Genomic DNA, 21,689 nt, shown 5'->3' on the forward strand with positions numbered 1-21,689 from the left:
TTCAGCTGGCCGCAGCGCGCTGTCGCTTGATCCGGTACATATCGCCATCAGCATGGCGCAGCAGCATGTCGGCATCATTGCCGTCTTCGGGGAAACGGGCCACGCCAATGCTGCAGGACGGCGCTCCGATGCCTGCAAACTCGGCGCCGAGTGGCTCGGCCATGGCTGCCAGGATACGTGCCACCTGCTCGACAATGGCCTCTGGTGAGGCGTAGTCGGTCAACAGCACGGTGAACTCGTCACCGCCCATCCGCGCCACTGTATCGGTCGCCCCAACGCAGCCTTCCAGGCGCCGCGCCAGGGTGCACAGCACCCGGTCACCCACGCTGTGGCCGTGGTTGTCGTTGATATCCTTGAAGTCGTTGATATCGATGAACAGCAACGCCAGCGGATGGTTGTGGTGCCGGGCCGCGACAAGTGCGGTGCCCAGCCGCTCATTGAACATGGCCCGGTTGGCCAGGCGAGTCAGCGGGTCATGGTGGGCCAGGAAACGCAATTCTTCCTCGGCCTGGTGTTGGGCGGTGATATCCCGCGCTACACCAATGCGGGCATTGGCCTCATCGGACCAGGAGGCCGACCACAGGATATGCACGATACTGCCATCCTTGCGGATGTAGCGGTTACGGAAGTCGTAATGGGGTTGGCCGTTCATCACCCGTACGATCGACGCGCGGGTAATCGCCAGGTCGTCAGGGTGCATGTAGTCGGTGATCGGTGTGCCGATCAGCTCGCAGGCCTGGTAGCCCAGCAGCGCCTCGCAGGCATCGCTGACGAAAACGATCTGGTTGTCCCTGTCGACCACGAACACCGTGTCCAGCATCAGGTGGATCAGCCTGGGGTATAACGATTGCAGGTCTACGGGCATGGGGCATGGCGTCCGCGGCGGGGTCACCGATCATAGCCTGAAATGGAACAAAATGCGGTAGGCGCCGCATACCCTGTGGGAGCGGCCTTGCGTCGCGATGGGCTGCGCAGCAGCCCCAGGTTTTCAGCACCAATGCACAAATTGCCGGGGCCGCTTTGCGGCCCTTTCGCGACACAAGGCCGCTCCCACAAAGGCAGCATCAATTGGTTACCAATAGTTCCGGCCCGAGGTAATCGTTGATCTGCTGGATATCGTCATCTCCCAGGCTGCCCACCGACGATGCCAGGCGCAGCCGCGACATCAGGTAGTTCAGCTTCGCCTCGAACAGGTCATGCCGGGCGTCAAAAAGCAATTCCTCGGCGTTGAGCACATCCGAGTTGGTACTGGTGCCGCCCTCCCTGAAGCCCTTGCGGGCCGAAAGCAGCGAGCGTTCGTTGGATGCCACGGCCTTTTCCAGCGCCTGGATGCGCAAGGCGCCACTCTGTACGCCGCGGTACTCGCGGGTGGTGTCGGAGATCACTTCCTGGCGCGTGGCATCCAGTTCATCCAGTGCCTTGGAACTGTTGGCACTGGCCTGGCGGGTGAGGGCGCTGGTGCTGCCGCCGCTGTATAGCGGAATGTTCAGCTCCAGCCCGATCGAGCTGTAGTGGTTGCGCTGGTTCAGTTCGGAGATCGACTGGCTGCTGCCGGCGGTATAGCCCGCCACGAAATCCAGGGTCGGCCAGTGCCCGGCGCGGGCGCGTTTCACTTCTTCTTCGGCCAGCTCGTAGTTGTGCCGGCGCGCATGGATCAACGGGCTGTCGGCCTGGGCCTTGACCAGCCAGTCCTGCAGGTTGCCCGGCATCAGCGGCGGTGTGTTGAAGCCCGGCTGCAAGGTGGTCAGCGACTCCGGCGTTTCACCAATGTATTCCTCCAGCTTGCGGCGGGCGTTTACCAGGTTGTCCTGGGCCTCGATCAGGTCGGCCTCGGCCAGGTCGCGACGGGCTATCGACTCGTCGATGTCGGTGATGGTGCCGGCGCCCAGCTCCATGCGCCGCTTTGCCGACGCCAGCTGCTCTTCGAAGGCATTCAGCTTGGCCTTGGCCAGGGTGATGGTTTCGCTGGCCAGCAGCACGTCGAAGTAGGCATCGGCCAGGCGCACCGCAGCGTCCTGGGTCTTGGCATCGAACACCGCCACGCTGTAGTCGGCACGCTGCTGGCCCTGGTGGTATTCGGCCATCTTCTGCTTGTTGAACAGCGGTTGGCGCAACCGCACGTTGGCACCCTTGGAGTCATAGTCCAGGTCGTTGTCCCGGCCACTCTGACGCTGGCTGCCATTGACCTTGTTGAAGTAACCCACAGCGTTGATCTGCGGCAGCAGGCCGGCCTGGCCGATGGCGCGGTTCTCGCTGCCGGCTTCTTTCTCGTGCACCGCGGCGCGGTAGATCGGGCCCTGGTACTGCAGCAGGTCCCAGGCTTGCTTCAGGTCCATGGCACTGGCCTGTACGGACAACCCCAACAGGCACAACATCAGGCACGGGCGATTCATGTCATTGCTCCTTGAACGAGGCGTCCACGCGTTCGAGCATCGGCTTGAGCAGGTAGCTGAGCAGGTTGCGCTCGCCGGTCTTGATGGTGACGGTGGCCGGCATCCCGGGGCGGATATGGTTGCTGCCCAGCAGGGCCATGCCGTCCTGCGTCACTTCCACCTGGGCCAGGTAGTACGGCTGCTTGCTTTCTTCGTCCATCAGGCGGTCGGCGGAGATGGTCTTGACCCGCCCCGGGATATTCGGCGTCTTCGCATGGTTGAAGGCCGGGAAGGCCAGGTCCACGTCCAGGCCCGGCACCATCTTGTCGATGGCCTGCACCGGGATCATCGCGTCCACCTGCAACGGCTGGTCCAGCGGCACCACCTCCATGATCTTGGCCCCTGGCTGGATGATGCCGCCGACCGTGGCGATGCTCAGGGCCTGGACCATGCCGTCGATCGGCGAGCGGATCACCGTATGGGTCACTTCGTAGTCCAGCGCGCGCAGGCGATCGGCCAGGGTGGTGTTCTCCTTGGCGGTATCGGTCAGCTGCGATTCCACTTCCTTGAGGTAGTCGTGCTGGCGTTGCAGGATGCGCAGCTTGATCTCGGTGGCCTGGCTGCGCGCCCGGGCAATGTTGTTGAGGTTTTCGGCCTGGCCGGCGGACAGGTCGGCATTGTTGCGCTCCAGCTCCAGCAGGCGGTTGCGTGGTACATAGCCTTCGGCGGCGAGCACGCGTGTGCCCTGCAGTTCCTGGTTGAGGAAGCCGATCTGCGAGGCGCGGGCGCCGTACACCTGCTGCAGGCCCTTGAGCTGCACCGCCGTGGCAGCCAGGTTTTCCTCGAGGATGCTCAGTTCGCCAGCCAGGCCCGCGCGGCGGGTGTCCAGCAGGCGCTGTTGCAGGTCCATGGCTGCCAGCAGGCGCGGGTCGCCGCCGTAGTGCTTGAGCAGGGCAGGGTCGAAGGCGACCTGGTCGCGGCCATCGCGCTCGGCTTCCAGGCGGTTCTCCACGGTCTTACTGACGATGTACTGGGCACTGACCGCGCCCTGTTCGGCCACCGCGCGCAGGGCGTCCAGGCGTACCACCTCCTGGCCTTTCTTCACAACATCGCCTTCACGCACCAGGATCGCCTCGACCGTGCCACCGGTCAGGTGCTGCACGGCCTTGCGGTTGCTGCTGACCTTGACGGTACCGGTGGCGACCACACCGGCATCCAGCGGCGCCAGGCCCGACCACAGCAGGAAACCGCCAAAGCCGGCGACGACCAGCCACACGCCCCAGCGTGCCGGCCGATGAATGTCCAGGTCGATCTCGTTGCGAGCCTCGGCGGGAATCAACTCGGTGTGTTGGGTCATCTGCATGATCGGTCACTCCCGTACTTTTACCGACGCCAGCGGCGCAGCGGTCGCCGTCGGGATCACGCTGGCCTTGCGCAGCGCCGCGAACACTTCGTCACGGCTGCCGAGCATGTGCACGGCACCGTCACGCAGCATCAGCACCTTGTCGACCGCGCACAGCACATTGGGCCGGTGGGAAATCAGGATTACCGTGGCCCCGCGCGCCTTGAGTTCGGCCAACGCATCGACCAACGCCTTTTCGCCAACGTCATCGAGGTTGGCGTTGGGCTCGTCCAGCACCACCAGGTTCGGCTCGCCATACAGCGCGCGGGCCAGTGCGATGCGTTGCTTCTGGCCACCGGAGAGCGGGCTGCCGTCGGCTGCCAGACGGGTGTCGTAGCCCTGCGGGAAGCGCAGGATCATGTCGTGCACACCGCTGCTGCGGGCAGCGCGGATCACCGCTTCGCTGTCCACTTCGGCAAAGCGTGCGATGTTTTCGGCGATGGTGCCCTCGAACAACTCCACGTCCTGCGGCAGATAGCCGAGCCACGGGCCGAGTTCGGCCTTGTTCCAGGTGAAGATGTCGGCGCCGTCCAGGCGCACCTTGCCGGCCTGGGTCGGCCACACGCCTACCAGCAGGCGGGCGAGGGTGGATTTGCCCGAAGCCGACGGGCCGATGATGCCCAGGCTTTCACCCGGGACCAGGCTGAAGCTGACCCCGCGCACGATGCTGTTGCTGGTGCCGGGAGCACCGGCAACCACGTTTTCCACGGCCAGCATGCCCATTGGCCGTTGTAGCGACATGCTTGGTGGCCGCTGCGGGTAGTCGTGCAGCAGATCGTTGAGCCGGCCCCAGGCGGAGCGGCTGCCTTGCAGTTGCTTCCACGCGGCGATCACCTGTTCTACCGGGGCCAGGGCGCGGCCGGTGAGGATCGAGCAGGCGATCATCATGCCGGGGGTGATCTTGCCTTCGATCGCCAGCAGTGCGCCGGCGCCGAGGATCACCGATTGCAAGGTAATGCGCACGAAGCGCCCGGTGCTACTGATGATCGCCGCGCGGTCGGAGGCCAGGGTCTGCATCTGCAGGATGCGCAAATGGCCCTGAAACCAGCGCTTGCCGATCGCCGGCAGCATGCCCATGGCTTCGATCACTTCGGCATTGCGCAGGTTGTTGTTGGCGTAGCTGGCCGACGACAGGGCTGCCTGGTTGGCTTCGGCCAAGGGTTTTTGCGTGGCCTTCTCGGTGAGGTAGGCCAGGCCCACCAGGATCAGCGAACCGATCAACGTCACCAGCCCCAGCAGTGGGTGGATCAGGTAGCAGACCAGCAGGTAGATCGGCGTCCACGGGGCATCGAAGAAGGCGAACAGGCCGTTGCCGGTGAGAAATTGCCGTACCTGGGCCAGGTCCTGCAGGGCCTGGGCCGGGTTGCCGCCGGCGCGGCTCAGGTTGCGTTCGAAGGCAGCGCTGAAGATGCGTCGGTTCAGATCCATGTCGAGGAAGTTGCCGACTCGGATCAGTACGCGGGTGCGGACCATCTCCAGGGCCGACATCAGCATGAACAAGCCGATCACCAGCAAGGTGAGCATGGTCAGGGTGGTGACGTTGCGGCTGACCAGGGCGCGGTCGTACACCTGCAACATATAAATAGCTGGCGTCAACATCATGACGTTAATGACACCGCTGAAGGCGGCCAGGGCAAAAAAGCTGCGGCGCAGGCGGAACAGCACGTCGGCCAACTCGGAACGAGTGCGTGGTGGCTTGTGCATCGGAGGCCTCCCTTTATCACAAACGGGAAGCCCTTGCGGCGGCCCGTACAGCGGTAGTTGTGGCTTCTGGTCGGCTCGCAGGCGGGTCGCTCTGAGGGCGAATGGTCCAAAACGCTGCGTTGCTCCCACATGCTGGAGCGTAGGTTGCAGTGAAACACTCGGTAATATCTTTTCGCTCTATAAAATCGTTGAACTTTTCATAAGTCTCAGAAAAACAGTAAGTTGAGTCGCATTATCGATGCTGAACGAATTTTTTGACGGGATATTGACAAGGTTTTCTTCTGCGACTTTAGTCTGATGTATTCGGACCCTGTGCGAGCTGGGGTCGATGTGTGTGCGGTGCCAACCTGTATCGCACCATTTACAAGGTTCCCGCCGTTCCTGTGGGAGCCGGCTTGCCGGCGATGAGGCCAGTGGCGATAACGCAGCACCGTAGTGCCCAACTGTCCCAGAACCCAGAATCAGAAACTGCGCACGTCACACTGACTGGGCGCGGGAAGGACCCTGTTGCCCCTGAGTCATCTCCCGACAGATCGAGGGCAATTGAAATGGCAGATTTCAGCAAGTCGGACCTGGAGTTCATCCTTCAGCAGATCTTCATCGCCGAAGCGCATGCCGATGGCGCCAGCCTGATCGACCTGCTGCCCAACAGCCAGGTGCCGTTCGGCCTGCGTACCGTGGACGGCAGCTACAACAACCTGGTGACCGGGCAGAGCGAGTTCGGCGCCGCCGACAATTCGTTCCTGCGCCTGCTCAGCCCATCCTTCACCGGCGACTATGCCGGCACCGGCACGGTCATCGACTCGCAACCCCGCACCATCAGCAACCTGATCGTCGACCAGACGGCGAACAACCCGGCAGCGGTCGAAGCCAATGGCGGCGCCGCCCCGGTGATAAGCCCCGGCATCGACGGGGTATTCGGCACCGCTGACGACACGGAGGTGTTCTTCATCCCCAACGTGTCGCCCGACGTTGGCCTGACCGCCGGCTTCAACGCCTGGATGACCTTCTTCGGCCAGTTCTTCGACCACGGTCTGGACCTGGTCACCAAGAGCAGCACCGACGTCGTGTTCATCCCGCTGCAGCCGGACGACCCGCTGTACGTCGAAGGTAGCCCGACCAACTTCATGGTGCTGCCGCGCGCCGTGCGTACTGCAGGCGCCGATGGTGTGGTGGGTACTGCCGACGATGGCCAGACCAACACTACCTCGCCGTTCGTCGACCAGAGCCAGACCTACAGCTCGCACCCCTCGCACCAGGTGTTCCTGCGTGAATACACGCTCAATGCCGCAGGCGACCCGGTAGCCACCGGGCGGTTGATCACCAACCGTGACCTGGGCGCCGATGGCCGCTTCGGCACCGCCGACGATGGCAATGGTGAAAGCGGTGGCATGGCCACCTGGGCAGTGGTCAAGGCCCAGGCCCGCGACCTGCTCGGCATAAACCTGACCGACGCCGATGTGCACAGCGTGCCACTGCTGGCCACCGACCCCTACGGCAACTTCCTGCGTGGGCCCAACGGCATGCCACAGGTGGTGATGCGCGTGAACAATGGCGCTGACGGCATCGCCGGCACCGCCGACGACGTCACCACGCTGGTCGAAGGCAACCGCGACGCGCCTATCAGCCTGGCCAATGCCGTGAGCACCGGGCATGGCTTCCTTGACGACATCGCCCACAACGCCGCGCCGGTGATCGTGAACGGTGTGCTGCAGGCCGACGCCGATATTGCCGTCGGCAACGCGCAACCAACCGGGCCTGGCGGCAACAACCTGACCTATGACAACGAACTGCTCGACGCCCACTACATCGCCGGCGACGGCCGGGTGAACGAGAACATCGGCCTGACCGCCGTGCACCACGTGTTCCACTCTGAGCACAACCGACTGGTGCAGCAGACCAAGGACACCCTGCTGGCCGCCGGTGACCTGGCGTTTCTCAACCAGTGGCTGATCGATGATGTCGCTGCCATCCCCACCACGCCCGCAGAAATCGCCGCGCTGGTATGGGACGGCGAGCGGCTGTTCCAGGCTGCCAAGTTCGGCACCGAAATGCAGTACCAGCACCTGGTGTTCGAGGAGTTCGCCCGCACCATTCAGCCGCAGATCGACGAGTTTCTCGCCCCCAACGGCTATGACACCTCGATCGACCCGGCCATCCTCGCCGAGTTCGCCCACGTGGTTTACCGCTTCGGCCACTCGATGCTGACCGAAACCGTCGACCGCTACGACCCGACGTTCGCCACTGTGAATGACGACCCGCAGCTGGGCCTGATCGCTGCCTTCCTCAACCCGCTGGCATTCGCCGGCAGTGGCGCCACTGCCGATGAAGCGGCCGGTGCGATCATCCGCGGTGTCACCCGCCAGTTGGGCAACGAAATCGACGAGTTCGTCACCGAAGCGCTGCGCAACAACCTGCTCGGCCTGCCGCTGGACCTGCCTGCGCTGAACATCGCGCGTGGCCGTGACACCGGCATCCCCACCCTGAATGAGGCGCGCCGCGAGTTCTACGCCATGACTGGCGACAGCCAGCTCAAGCCCTACATCAGCTGGGCCGACTTTGCCGACCACCTCAAGCACCCGGCGTCGCTGATCAACTTCATCGCCGCCTACGGTACCCACGCCACCATCACCGGGGCTGACACCGAAGCGGCCAAGCGCGCCGCAGCCGTGGCGCTGGTGCTTGGCGGTGACGGCGCGCCAGCGGACCGCCTGGACTTCCTCAACGGCACCGGCGCCTATGCCAACGTGACACTGGCCGGTGCCGACGGCATCGCCGGCACTGCCGATGACATCACCGGGGTGACCGTGACCGGTGTCAATGCCATCGACTTCTGGGTCGGCGGCCTGGCCGAGAAGAAAATGCCATTCGGCGGCATGCTCGGCTCCAGCTTCAACTTCGTCTTCGAAACCCAGCTGGAAGCCCTGCAGAACGGCGATCGGTTCTACTACCTGTCGCGTACGGCGGGCATGAACTTCGGCACCGAACTGGAGAACAACTCCTTCGCCAAGCTGATCATGCTCAACTCCGATGTCACCCACCTGTCGAACACCGTTTTCCTCACGCCCACCTTCACCCTGGAGGTGGACCAGACCAAGCAGTTCACCGGCCTGGGCGCCGACGGCCGGGCCGACCCGACGGGCGGCATCATGATCAACGGTGTCGAAGTGGTGCCGCTGGTGATTCGCGACAACCCCGATACCGTGGGTACCGACACCAACTTCCTGCATTACACCGGCGAAGACCACGTGGTGCTGGGCGGCACCTCCGGCAACGACATCATCATCTCCAGTGAGGGCGACGATACCCTATACGGTGACGCCGGCAACGACACCCTGGAAGGCGGTGCGGGCAACGATGCGGTACTGGGCGGCGCCGGTGACGACATCATCACCGACTCGTTCGGCGACAACCGCCTGGAAGGCAACGACGGCAACGATGTGATCGTCGCCGGCAGCATGCTGGTGGGCGGCAACCTGATCCTGGGCGGCAACGGCCAGGACTTCATCATCACCACCGAAGACATCAGCACCACCTTCGGCGGCCAGGGCGACGACTTCATTCTCGGCGCCAAGACCAACCTGCCACCGACCGGCAACGAGGGTGACGACTGGATCGAGAAGGGCACCCAGGACGGTGCGCCCGGCGACAACTTTGCGCCGCTGCTGGGTGACGAAGTGGTCGGCAACGACATCTTCGTCGGTGGTGGCGGCTTCGACGAAATGATCGGCGAGGGCGGCGATGACATCTTTGTCGGCAGCGATGCCCAGGACAAGATGGATGGCATGTCCGGTTTCGACTGGGTTACCAACAAGAATGACCAGGTCGGCGTCACCGTCGACCTGACCCTGGCCGCCCTGGCTCAGCCTCATGGCAACGCACCGAACCAGAACACCGGTTTTTTCAACCCGGTCGGCGCCTCGCCGGCCTCAATCCTCGACCGCTTCGCCGAGGTCGAGGGCGTGTCCGGTTCGAACTTCGCCGATGTGCTCAAGGGCGATAATGTCGATGCCGTGACCATCCTCAACCATGGTGGTGCTACCGGTAGTGCGCTGACCAACGTGGCGCTGATCCGTGGCCTGCAGCAGTTCCTGGCCGATGCCGGATTGCCGACCACCGGCTTTGCCACCGGTAACATCATGCTCGGCGGCAACGGCAGCGACCTGATCGAAGGCCGTGGCGGTGATGACCTGATCGACGGCGACAAGTGGCTCAACGTGCGCATCGCCGTGTACGCGCCGGGAGACGTCAACCACACCGGCCCTGAAATCGCCAGCTTCGACAGCATGGTCGACATGATTCCGTTCATGCTCGACCGCACCTACAACCCTGGCCAGCTCAAGGCCGTGCGGGAAATCCTGCCCGGCACCTCGACGGGTGGGGCGGCGTTCGACACGGCGGTGTTTTCGGGGGTGCAGAGCGAGTACACGGTGACGCAGAACACCAAAGGTACGCTGGACACTTCCGATGACGTCTGGACGGTGACCGACAACGTGGCCGGCCGCGATGGCGTCGATACCCTGCTGCACATCGAGCGCCTGCAGTTCGCCGACAGCCAGCGGGTGCTGGTGGAAGGGCAGAATGCGCAGCCTGTCGGCAGCCCGGCCGTTACTGATAACAACGGCGGCGCGATTACCGTGGGCGACCTCCTTACGGTAAACGTGGCCGGTGTGCGGGATGCCGACAACATCAGCGCCGGCAATCCGCTTGGCACGCTCGCTGACCGTTCGGTGTCGTACTACTGGCAGTTCGAGGCCACCCCGGGCAGCGGTGTGTTCGAAGACATCATCCTGCTGCCGGCAGGCGACCTGGCGTTCCAGAGCGCCGACGGCACCACGTTCAAGGTGTCGCCGGACCTGGCCGGGTTGTCGTTGCGGGTCAAGGCGATCTACCAGGACGCCCATGGCACCACCGAAGTGCTGTTCTCCCAGCCCACCACCGTGGTGCAACCGGGCGCGCCTGTGGTACCGACGCCAGCCGCGCCGGTGGTGGATGCCACAGCAGGCGGTGCCGGGCTGCACATGGTGCGCTCCGACCTCAACTTCATCCTCGAGCAGATCAAGATCGCCGAGGCCGACGCCAATGGGGCAGACATCCTCTCGCTGCTGCCCAACATTCGTGCGCCACTCGGCCTGCGGGCGGTGGATGGTTCGAACAACAACCTGATGAACCTCAACGGCATCAACAACACCGAGTTCGGTGCGGCCGACAACGTCTTCCCGCGCGTGACCGACCCGGTGTTCAACCCGGCCGAAGGTGCACCGGCCGGCTTCTTCGGCCCTGGCTCGCCGGCCATTCCGGGCTCGTCGTACCAGCAGACCAGTGGCCCGGTATTCGACTCGCAGCCGCGCACCATCAGTAACCTGATCGTCGACCAGACCTCCAACAACCCGGCGGCCTATGCCACCGCGTATGATCCGGGTGCGGACGGCGTGCTCAACTTCGGCGTCGAGGGCAATGACGACGTGCTCAAGGACGGCGTGCGCATCGTCGCCAGCCCGGGCCTGGACGGCCAGTTCGGCACCGACGACGATCACGACGTTTACCTGTTCGAGAACACCGCCGCCGATGCCGGCCTGTCCGCGCCGTTCAACGCCTGGATGACCTTCTTCGGGCAGTTCTTCGACCATGGCCTGGACCTGGTCACCAAGGGGGGCTCGGGCACCATCTACATCCCGCTGCAACCGGATGACCCGCTGTACGTGGAGGGCGGTTTCACCAACTTCATGGTGGTGACACGTGCGACCAACCAGCCTGGGCCGGACGGCGTACTTGGTACGGCCGACGATATCCACGAGCACACCAATACCACCTCGCCGTTCGTGGACCAGAACCAGACCTACAGCTCGCACCCTTCGCACCAGGTGTTCCTGCGCGGCTATGTGCTGACTGACGACGGGCCTATTGCCACCGGCCGGTTGATCACCAACCGGGACCTGGGCGCCGACGGCCGCTACGGTACCGCTGACGACACCGAAATTGGTGGCATGGCGACCTGGAAGGTGGTCAAGGCCCAGGCTCGTGACGTACTGGGCATAAACCTGACCGATGCAGACGTAGACAACGTGCCGCTGCTGGCGACCGATGCCTACGGCAACTTCATCAAGGGGCCCAACGGCTTCCCGATGGTGATCATGAAAGGCGCCGACGGCATTGCCGGCACGGCCGACGACCAGCAGGTCGAGGGCAACCCGCTGGCGCCGATCGACCTGACCAATGCCGTGCGTACCGGTCACCAGTTCCTTGCCGACATCGCCCACAATGCCGTGCCGGTGTTCAGCAATGGCGCGCTGGTGCCTGATGCTGATACCGATGTCGGCAACGCCGTGCCGGTGAACCCGCAGACTGGCGCCAACCTGGCCTACGACAACGAGCTGCTCGATGCGCACTACATCGCCGGCGACGGCAGGGTCAACGAGAACATCGGCCTGACCGCCGTGCATGCGATCTTCCACTCCGAGCACAACCGGCTGGTGGCGCAGACCATGGACACCGTACTCGACTCGGGTGACCTGGCCTTCATCAACGAGTGGCTGCTCAACCCGTTGAGCGCGCTGCCGGCCAACCAGGCCGAGATCGACGCACTGGTGTGGAATGGCGAGCGGCTGTTCCAGGCCGCCAAGTTCGGTACCGAGATGCAGTACCAGCACCTGGTGTTCGAGGAGTTCGCCCGTACCGTGCAGCCGCGGGTCGACTTGTTCTTCGCCCCGACCCAGGTGTATGACGTCGACCTCGATGCGTCGATCGTGGCCGAATTCGCCCACACCGTGTACCGCTTCGGCCACTCGATGCTGACCGAAACCGTCGACCGCTTCGACGTCGACTTCACCGTCATCAGTGACCCGGCCAGCGCCAACCCCGACCAGCAACTGGGCCTGATCGCGGCGTTCCTCAACCCGCTGGCGTATGCCGCCAGTGGCGTCACCCCCGAGGATGCCACCAGCGCCATCGTGCGCGGGGTAACCCGCCAGGCCGGTAACGAAATCGATGAGTTCGTCACCGAGGCGCTGCGCAACAACCTGCTCGGCCTGCCGCTGGACCTGCCGGCGATCAACATCGCTCGGGGCCGCGACGTCGGTATCCCTTCGCTGAACGCAGTGCGTCGGGACATCTACGCGCAAACTGGCGATACCCAGCTCAAGCCGTACACCAGCTGGGTCGACCTGGTACAGCACCTGAAGCATCCGGAGTCGTTGATCAACTTCATCGCCGCCTACGGCACCCACAGCACCATCACCGGGGCCACCACGTTGCTGGAGAAACGCGCGGCGGCCATGGCCCTGGTGTTCGGCGGCGACGGCGCGCCAGCCGATCGCCTGGAGTTCCTCAACAGCACCGGCGCCTACGCCAACGTCACCCTGCCTGGCAAGGATGGCGTGCTCGGCACCGTCGATGACCTGCGGGCAGTGACCGTGACCGGTGTCGATGCTATCGACCTGTGGATCGGTGGCCTGGCGGAGGCGAAAACCCCGTTCGGCGGCATGCTGGGCAGCACGTTCAACTTCGTGTTCGAAAACCAGATGGAGAAACTGCAGGACGGCGACCGTTTCTACTACCTGGAGCGCACCGCCGGCCTGTCGATGAACGCCGAGCTGGAAAGCAACTCGTTCGCCAAGCTGATCATGGCCAACACTTCGGCCACCCACTTGCCGGGCCTGGTGTTCTCCGACGTTGGCTTCTACCTGGAAGTGGACCAGAGCAAGCAGTTCAACGAAGGGCTGGGCAATGCCGACCCAGTGGGCGAAAACGGCGAGCAGGTGGTGTTCCGCGACAGCCCGCTGACAGTAGGCCCGGACACCAACTACATCCGCTACGCCGGTGACCAGCACATCGTGCTGGGTGGCACCAACGGTGACGACATCCTGGTTTCCAGCGAGGGTGACGACACTGTCTGGGGCGATGGCGGCAACGACCGCATCGAGGGTGGCGACGGCAACGACCAACTGCGTGGTGGTGCCGGCGACGACATCATCAGCGACATGGGTGGTGACGACAACATCCAGGGCGGCGACGGCAACGATGTGCTGCACGGCGGTAATGGCGTCAACCTGATCATCGGCGGTTTCGGCAACGACTTCATCGTCACCGGTGAGGACGCCTCCGAAGCCATTGGCGGCCAGGGCAACGACTTCATCCTGGGCAGCAAGGCCAACGAGCAGGACATGGGCAACGAAGGTGACGACTGGATCGAGAAGGGCACCTCGGACGGTGCGCCTGGCGACAACTTCGACCCGCTCGGCAACGACCCGGTCATCGGCAACGACGTGTTCATCGGTGGCAACGAGAACGACAAGTTCAACGGTGAAGGCGGTGACGACATCATGGTCGGCAGCCTGGGCTTCGGTGACCGCTACATCGGTGGTTCCGGCTACGACTGGGCGACCTTCAAGGGGCTGGCCCAGGGCGTGACTGTCGACTTCAGCGACCGCTTCTTCAATGTGCCGCCGGTACCGGGCTCGGGCGCGTCTGCGCTGGTGCGTTTCGACATCATGGAAGGCCTGTCGGGGTCGGCTCATGGTGACTTCCTGCGTGGTGACAGCGAAACCTCTGCCACCTTGCCGACCAATGGCGCCAACGGCAGCGTACTGACCAACATCAGCCTGATCAACGGCCTGTCCAGCCTGCTGGCCGCCGGTGCAACGTTCTACGATGGTGGCAACATCATCCTCGGTGGCAGCGGCAGCGACCTGATCGAAGGCCGCGGCGGCGACGACATCCTCGACGGTGACAAGTGGCTGAACGTGCGCATCAGCGTGCGCGCCAACAGCGACGGCACCGGCCCGGAAATCGCCAGCTTCGACAGCATGGAGCCGATGGTGCCGCTGATGCTCAAAGGCACCTACAACCCGGGCCAGCTGGTGATCGTTCGCGAAATCCTCAACGGCACCGACAGCTACGACACGGCGGTGTACTCCGGGGTGGCCAGCGACTACAGCGTGGTAGTCGATGGCAACTCGGTGATCGTCACCGACTCGGTGGCCGGGCGTGATGGTGTCGACCGCCTGACCGGCATCGAGCGCCTGCAGTTCTCGGATGGCTCGCAAGCTTCCGGTGTGGGTACCGCCGTCAACGCCGGCCCCACCGGCAGCCTGGTGATCCTTGACGCTGCCACCGGCGTGCGTGACGACACACCGGTAAGCGGCCAGCTGCTGCGGGTTACCCCGCTGGCGGTACATGACGCGGACAATGTCAGCGCAACCAACCTGACCGGTGCGATCACCGGCCCGGTGGCGTACTACTGGCAAGTAGAGACCCTGCCAGGTTCGGGGGTCTATGAAGACATCACCTTCGTTGCTGCCGGCGAGGTTTCGCGAGCTGTCGGTACCACCTACCGGGTCACGGACGATGTGGCGGGGCTGAACATCCGCGTACGCGCGGTGTACCAGGACACCAAGGGCACGCTGGAAATCGTCGATTCGGCGCCGAACAACGCGCCGACCGCCGGGCCTACCGTGACCGGGCTGCTGGTGCAGAACCAGACGCTCACCGCCAACCCGGCAACCATTGTCGATGCCGACGGCCTGAGCAACCCGCGGTTCACCTTCCAGTGGCAGTCAAACCGGGGTACCGGCTGGGTCGACATTGCTGGCGCCATCAACAGCACCTTCCTCCTTACCCAGAACCAGGTGGGGCAGAACATGCGGGTGGTGGTCAGCTACGTGGATGACTTCGGTGTACAGGAAAGCATCGCCTCCGACATCCTCGACCCGGTGGCCAACGTCAACGATGCGCCCACCGGTGCCGTGCTGATCAGCGACACCACGCCAGACCAGGGCCAGACGCTGACCGCCCTCACCGGCAGTATCGCCGACCTGGATGGGCTGGGCGCGTTCAGCTTCCAGTGGCAGCAGAACATTGGCGGCACCTTCAGCAACATCGCGGGTGCCACTGCTGCAACCTTCACTCCGGGCTTCGAACAGGGTAACCGGCAGTTGCGGGTGGTCGTGAGCTACACCGACGCCTTCGGCACCCTGGAATCGCTGACATCGGCAGCGACTGCGGCGGTGGTGCCGCCGGCAGGCGTGGTGCTGGTCGGTACTGCCGGGGCCAACACCCTGACCGGTGGCGCGGGCAACGACACGCTCTCGGGGCTGGGCGGCAACGATGTGCTCAACGGCCTTGGCGGCGCCGACCAACTGTTCGGCGGTGATGGTAACGACATCCTCAACGGGGGTAACGACCCCGACAGCCTCGACGGCGGTGCCGGCAACGATACCCTCAACGGCGGGCTTGGTGCGGATGCCATGGTTGGCGGTGCAGGCAACGATACCTTCGTGGTCGACAACCTCGGCGATACCGTGAGCGAGGCGCTGAACGGCGGTGTCGACCTGGTGCAGACCACCCTTGCCAGCTACACCCTGGGTGCCAACGTCGAAAACCTGACCTTTACCGGGGCAGGCAACTTCACGGGTACTGGCAACACGCTGGCCAACACCATCACCGGTGGTGCTGGCAATGACCTGCTCAATGGCGGTGCCGGTATCGACCGCCTGGTCGGTGGCCTGGGCAACGACACCTATGTGGTGGACAACGCCGGGGATGTGGTAGTCGAGGCTACGGCTGCCGGTACGGATACCGTGCGTGCCACGGCGGCCAGCTACACGCTGGGTGCCAACGTCGAGAACCTGACCTACATCGGGGCGGGCAACTTCACCGGTACCGGCAATGGCTTGGCGAACATCATTACCGGCGCGGCGGGTAACGACACCCTCAACGGCGATGGCGGCAACGACCAGTTGCTCGGTGGCCTGGGCAGCGACACCCTGAACGGTGGCGCTGGCAACGACACCCTCGACGGCGGCGCCGGTAACGACTCGCTGTTCGGGGACGCCGGCAACGATAGCCTGCAGGGTGGTGCCGGCGATGACAACCTTGACGGCGGCAACGGCGTCGATGTGCTGCAGGGTGGCGATGGCAACGACACGCTGTTTGGTGACGTTGGCAATGACACCTTGCAGGGCGGTGCCGGCAATGACTTCCTCAACGGTGGGGCGGGTAACGATACCGTCGAGGGCGGTGCCGGCAACGACACGATGATGGCCACCGATGGCAATGATGTCTTCCTGTTCAGTGCAGGCTTCGGCAATGACCTGATCATCAACTTCGACGCAGTCCCGCAGGGTGGCCAGGACCGGCTGGATATCTCTGCCCTCAACATTACCGCGGCCACCTTTGCCGCCAACGTCACCATCGCCGATGTCGGCAATGACACGCTGGTCAGCATCGGTGCTACCGACTCCATCCGCCTGGTGGGGGTGGCGGATGCAACCACGGTGACCGTAGCGGACTTCAACCTGGCAGGTTGAGGGCCTGGGAGGACGCAGCAAGGGCCGCTCTGCGGCCCATTCGCGGGCAAGCCCGCTCCCACAGGGATATCACTGCCCTCAGGCTTGGTGATACCCCTGTAGGAGCGGGCTTGCCCGCGAAGAGGTTGGTTCAGGCAACAGATAACTCACAGATACCCCACAATACTCAGCCCTGTGGAGAACCTGTGGGAGTAACCTGCATCGTGTTACGCCAGAATGACGCCGCGTTCGGTATCTGGCGGCTGAGCCGCGGCAAGCAGAGCGAGTCGGTGAAGGTGCATGGCAGCCTCAGCACCAATGATGGCGAGGTCGCCCTGAACTGGGCGCTGGACGGGCAGGGTATCCTGTTGCGGGCCGAGTGGAGCCTGGCCGATCACCTGCGCAGCGGGCGCCTGGTGGAAGTGCTTGGCGATCGCCAGGGGGACAACCTGGCAGCGTGGCATTGAGGCCTTTCCCACAGGCGATCGCGTTATACTCCGCGCCTTTGCCCATGCCCGGAATCCGCCCATGCGCCAGGTTTTGCTCATTGTCGATGTCCAGTCCACCTTCAGCCCGCCCGAGTGGCTGGTCGATGGCCTGCGTCGGTTGTCGGCCAACATCCCCACCATTGCCTCGGTCGAGTTGCACGATGAACAGGTCACGCCGTTCGAGCGCCAGCTTGGCTGGCACCCGGCGGCGGAGGACGAGAGCCTGGTCGAAGCTGATCAGGTGTTCGTCAAGCATGGCTACGGGCAGAGCGCAGAGGCCATCGAGTACATCCGGCAACTGGGCGTGGAGAGGGTGCTGGTATGTGGGCTGCAGACCGAAACTTGCGTGCTGGCCGCCGGTTTTGCCCTGTTCGATGCGGGGCTGATGCCCACCCTGGTCACGGACATGACTGTAGGGTCTTCGCTGGACAGGTCGGGCAAGCTGGGCACCGACCTGTGGAAGCATCACTTCCGCCAGGTCACCACCTCGGCCGAGGTGCTCGCTGAACTGGCCGCACGAGGCTAGTGCATGTCGTCATGATGCGGGGTAGCTTTAGCCGCGAAGAATCCAACGCGGAGCATGGCACCGGCTGCGCCGATGTTCGCGGCTTCAGCCGCTCCCACAGAGTCCCTGCTAATTCAATGAGTCGTGTGCAGTTCTGTGGAAGAGTGCCCAGCCCTTTGGGCTGCGCTGTTGCATAGGGAACAATGTTCGAGAGCGTGTCACATTCCCTTGTGGGAGCGGGCGCGCCCGCGAAGCAGGCGACGCGGAGGATGGCACCGGCTCCGCCGGTGTTCGCGGGCTTGCCCGCTCCCACAGGGTCCCTGCTAATTCAATTAGGCATGTGCAGTTCTGTGGGAGCGGCCTTGGTCGCGAAAGGGCTGCAAAGCAGCCCCGGCAATCTCAAGCCGTTTGCAAGGCCCGCGGCCGCTGGCCTGAAGTCGAACACCACCCGCGCCACACCGCCCTTGAGCCGTTCCACCTCGCCCACCAACCCGTCGCGGGTAGCATGGGCAAAGTCATCCCACAGGTACGCGTCACCCGTCAGGCCACATCCACCAGCACGATCTCGCTGTCCTCGATGGCGGTCACCCGCAGCACCTCCTCCTGCTCGATCGCCACGCCATCGCGCGCCTTGGCACGCAGCCCGTTGACCTCCACCAGCCCCTTGGCCGGCACCAGGTAACCCCGGCGAGCGGTATCGAAGCGGTACTCGGCAGTTTCACCGGCCCGCAGGGTGGCAGCCACCAGCCGCGCATCGGTGCGGATCTGCAGGCTGTCCTCATCGCCCGCACGGCCGCTGGCCAGGGTTACGAAGCCTTCGCCACGCTCACCTTTGGGGAACGGCCGGGTACCCCATTGCGGTGGTTCGCCGGTGCGCTCCGGCACGATCCAGATCTGGAAAATACGCGTGTCGACGTCTTCCAGGTTGTACTCGCTATGCACGATGCCAGTGCCGGCGCTCATCACCTGCACGTCACCGGCTTCGGTACGGCCTTTGTTACCCAGGCTGTCCTGGTGACTGATCGCGCCTTCACGCACATAGGTGATGATTTCCATGTCGCGGTGCGGGTGCGGCGGGAAGCCGCTGCCGGCAGCGATCAGGTCGTCGTTCCACACCCGCAGGTTGCCCCAGTGCATGCGCGCCGGGTCGTAGTACTCGGCAAACGAGAAATGGTGGTGGGCGTCGAGCCAGCCGTGGTTGGCGTGGCCGAGGCTTTCGAACGGTCGCAGTTGCAGCATGGTCGTGCTCCTTGAATCAGTGGAATGAGGCCATGATGCGTCAAAGAAGCATCGAAAATAAGCGTAAATATCGGCTTAAAACAATCAGTAAAGTTGATTTAATGCGATAGAGTGTTTTATTCGCTTCATCGCCTAATCCACTGATCTGCAAGCATTCGCTGGCGATTTTTTGTCGATGCGGCGAACATGCCCGCTGATTTTGTTTTTCAACGGAGTGACCGTGGCCCACGAGCAACCCCAGGCCCCCGCCGACCTTACCCCTCCTGCACAGCTGCCTTGGTTTCGCCGCCTGGCGGCCCGCCTGCTGGGGCGTGGCCTGACCCGCTTGCAGGCCCAGCACCGCGACTCCTGGTTCCTCGGCCACGCCAGCGGCCAGCGCAGTGGCCATGCCGATGGCGTGCGTGAAGGGTTCGAACGCGGGCGGGTGGAAGGTTACGAGGCCGGGCGCCAGGTGCTGGTGATCCGCGACACCCGGCCAGACACCGCCGCCGTACCGGGCCGGGATGACAACCTGTTCGATGACTGGCGCCTGCCGCTGACTGCCGAGCTGAAAAAGCGTTTCAAGGCCGATGTCGCCCAGCGTCTGCCCGCCGAGGCGCAACCCAGTGCCGCGCAATGGAAGCTGATTTTCAGTGACACACCGTCCACCTGCGTGGTGGCAGGGGCCGGGGCGGGCAAGTCCACCTCGCTGGTGCTGCGCATCCTGCTGTTGCGCCACTACCTGGGCTACGAGCTGGATGCGATGACCGTGGTCACCTTCACCCGTGAGTCGCGCAAGGACTTCATCAAGCGCCTGCTGCAGGTTTTCGCCCTGTGGCAGATCAACCTGCAACCGCCACAGGCCCGCGAGCTTGTGCGCACGTTCCATTCGCGCATCCTGCCGCTGGTGCGCAGCCTGCCGGGCTTTGGCCAGGTGCGCGCGTTCGAAACGCTGGGCAACGAGATGCCGGCCGGGCGTGAAGCCGAGGCCGAGAGCAACCCGTTCGACCTGCGCCTGAACGATGCCCAGCGCCAGCAGCTGAACCAGTGCTACAGCACGCTGCTGGGCGAGAGCCCGCGCTTTGCCGAACTGGTCGGCCTGTTGCGCAGCGAAGCCCTGCAGCTGAAGCCGCTGGACCCGAACAACCCCGATGTGCAGAAGCGCGCCCAGGTAACCCAGTTGGCTGCCCAGCGCGACGAAGAACTGTGCGATGTGATCGAAGACCTGTGGTTCGCCGCCGGCGCCTGGCCGATCAAGGGCATCGAACCCTGCCGCGAGACCATCGAGATCCGTGGCAGCCGCTTCCATGTGCATGGTCGTCTGGCCGGCCAGGGGCCTTTGCTCGTGCTGGGCTTCGACCCTGCGGAAAGCGCGCAGTACCAGCGCCCCGGCGCCAAGCTGGCGGTGCGTGCCGAGTGGGCGGTCAAGCGCACCCTGTTGCAGGCATTTTGCGACCAGCCGCTGATCTGGCTCGACAACTACGCCATGGCCCGGCGCCTGGCAGCCTCGCTGGCCGGTGATGCCGTGGCCGGCCCCGGCTTTGAATACAAGGTCAAGGGCGAACTGGCCCCGGCGCCACTGCTCGATGCCTTTGTCGGCGCGGCGAATTTCATCGAGAACCTCGGCCTGGAAGTGAACACTGCCGTGGCGGCGATGAGCTTCCCCTCCGGCGACAGCGATGCGCTGTTTTTCGAGGCCCTGGCCCTGTACTGGAAGGCCCTGGAGGCCCACCTGCTGGACCAGTCGCCGCCGGTGATGAGCTACAACCGCATGTTCGCCTTGTTCGGCGAGAACAACCCGGAAAACCTGCAACTGCTGCCCGACCCGTTGCTGCGGCCGCTGGCGCACCTGATGATCGACGAGTTCCAGGATGTGTCGCCGCAGATCGTCAGCTGGTTGCGGGCCAGCCTCGCCGAGATCCGTCGTCGCGGCCCGGCGATGCACATCGGGCGCCATGCCCAGCATTCGTCGCTGCTGTGTGTGGGCGACGACTGGCAGTCGATCTACGGCTGGCGTGGCAGTTCGCCCAAGTACTTCATGGAGTTCACCAAGGCCTTCCCGTCGCCGGCCAACACCCGGGTGATGCTGGTCGACAACTACCGTTGCCAGCAGCAGGTGATCGACGCGGCCGAGCACCTGGTCAAGGGCACCCCGGCGATAGCCGGCAAGAAAGCCCGGGCCAGTGGCCCGGCGGCCGAGTTGCCAGGCTCGCCGGTCAAGGTATTCGACCGTGACGAGGCAGCCCTGGGTGAAACGCTGATCGAGCACTACCAGCGTGGCGAGACGGTGATGATGCTTTACCGCAAGGGCAGCGACAGGGCGCTGATGAACGAGCACCTGCAGGGCGTGCTGCACGCCGAAGCGGCGTTGCCGGCCGAGCAGCGCCGTTTGCGCCAGTTGACCTACCACAGTGCCAAAGGCTTGCAGGCCGATGCAGTGTTCATGCTGGGCGACTGTCAGTACCTGACCAGCTCGCCCTACAAGAACCAGGTGTATCGCCAGGCCGGGTTGGGCAAGGCCGGTGATGCCCAGCCGTTCGATACCGCACAGAAGGAAGAGGTGCAGCGCCTGGCCTATGTGGCGGTAACCCGCGCGGTCAGGCACTGCTATTGGCATGTGGAGGCGGCCAATGCAGAGGCGGCGGCAGCGCCGCGTGCGTCGAGCCAGGTGGATGGGCGGCAGGCCTTCTTCGAAGACCTGCGAGGTCATTGATC

General features: G+C 64.3%; 8 protein-coding genes and 1 pseudogene. 4 read left to right on the forward strand and 5 right to left on the reverse strand.

What is annotated here, in order from left to right; all coding sequences use genetic code 11:
- Position 1: 1 nt before the first annotated feature.
- From CAG18_RS22510 to CAG18_RS22525, 4 genes are all read right to left on the reverse strand, one after another.
- Entirely contained in the window at positions 2-865 is an 864-nt protein-coding gene (locus CAG18_RS22510; RefSeq protein ID WP_043935540.1) for a sensor domain-containing diguanylate cyclase, read from the reverse strand.
- Positions 866-1,064: 199 nt separating this feature from the next.
- A complete protein-coding gene (locus CAG18_RS22515) occupies positions 1,065-2,393 on the reverse strand; it encodes a TolC family outer membrane protein (RefSeq protein WP_085721578.1) in 1,329 nt (442 codons plus the stop codon).
- Position 2,394: 1 nt separating this feature from the next.
- Positions 2,395-3,735: an HlyD family type I secretion periplasmic adaptor subunit gene (locus CAG18_RS22520; protein ID WP_085721579.1), complete on the reverse strand. Its 1,341-nt coding sequence runs from the start codon at positions 3,733-3,735 to the stop codon at positions 2,395-2,397.
- Between the two features lie 6 nt (positions 3,736-3,741).
- Positions 3,742-5,478, reverse strand: a complete 1,737-nt coding sequence (locus tag CAG18_RS22525; RefSeq protein WP_015269957.1) for a type I secretion system permease/ATPase — start codon at positions 5,476-5,478, stop codon at positions 3,742-3,744.
- A gap of 548 nt (positions 5,479-6,026) precedes the next feature.
- Between CAG18_RS22525 and CAG18_RS22530 the strand changes: the two genes are divergently transcribed.
- The 3 genes and pseudogenes from CAG18_RS22530 (at position 6,027) to CAG18_RS22540 (ending at position 17,777) form a co-directional block, all read left to right on the forward strand.
- Entirely contained in the window at positions 6,027-16,784 is a 10,758-nt protein-coding gene (locus tag CAG18_RS22530) for a peroxidase family protein (protein WP_085721580.1), read from the forward strand.
- A gap of 197 nt (positions 16,785-16,981) precedes the next feature.
- A pseudogene (locus CAG18_RS22535) lies at positions 16,982-17,230 on the forward strand (LysR family transcriptional regulator); the annotation flags it as partial.
- Between the two features lie 61 nt (positions 17,231-17,291).
- Positions 17,292-17,777 (forward strand): isochorismatase family cysteine hydrolase, encoded by a 486-nt coding sequence (locus CAG18_RS22540; protein ID WP_085721581.1) that lies wholly within the window; start codon positions 17,292-17,294, stop codon positions 17,775-17,777.
- Between the two features lie 519 nt (positions 17,778-18,296).
- On the opposite strand, the gene CAG18_RS22545 is transcribed toward CAG18_RS22540, so the two are convergent.
- Positions 18,297-18,995 (reverse strand): pirin family protein, encoded by a 699-nt coding sequence (locus CAG18_RS22545; RefSeq protein WP_085721582.1) that lies wholly within the window; start codon positions 18,993-18,995, stop codon positions 18,297-18,299.
- 175 nt (positions 18,996-19,170) lie between these two features.
- On the opposite strand from CAG18_RS22545, the gene CAG18_RS22550 reads away from it, so the two are divergent.
- Positions 19,171-21,687, forward strand: a complete 2,517-nt coding sequence (locus tag CAG18_RS22550) for a UvrD-helicase domain-containing protein (RefSeq protein ID WP_061302471.1) — start codon at positions 19,171-19,173, stop codon at positions 21,685-21,687.
- The last annotated feature ends 2 nt before the right edge of the window (positions 21,688-21,689 follow it).

The organism is Pseudomonas sp. B22(2017) (assembly GCF_002113105.1).
In the GTDB taxonomy this organism is placed as follows: domain Bacteria; phylum Pseudomonadota; class Gammaproteobacteria; order Pseudomonadales; family Pseudomonadaceae; genus Aquipseudomonas; species Aquipseudomonas asiatica.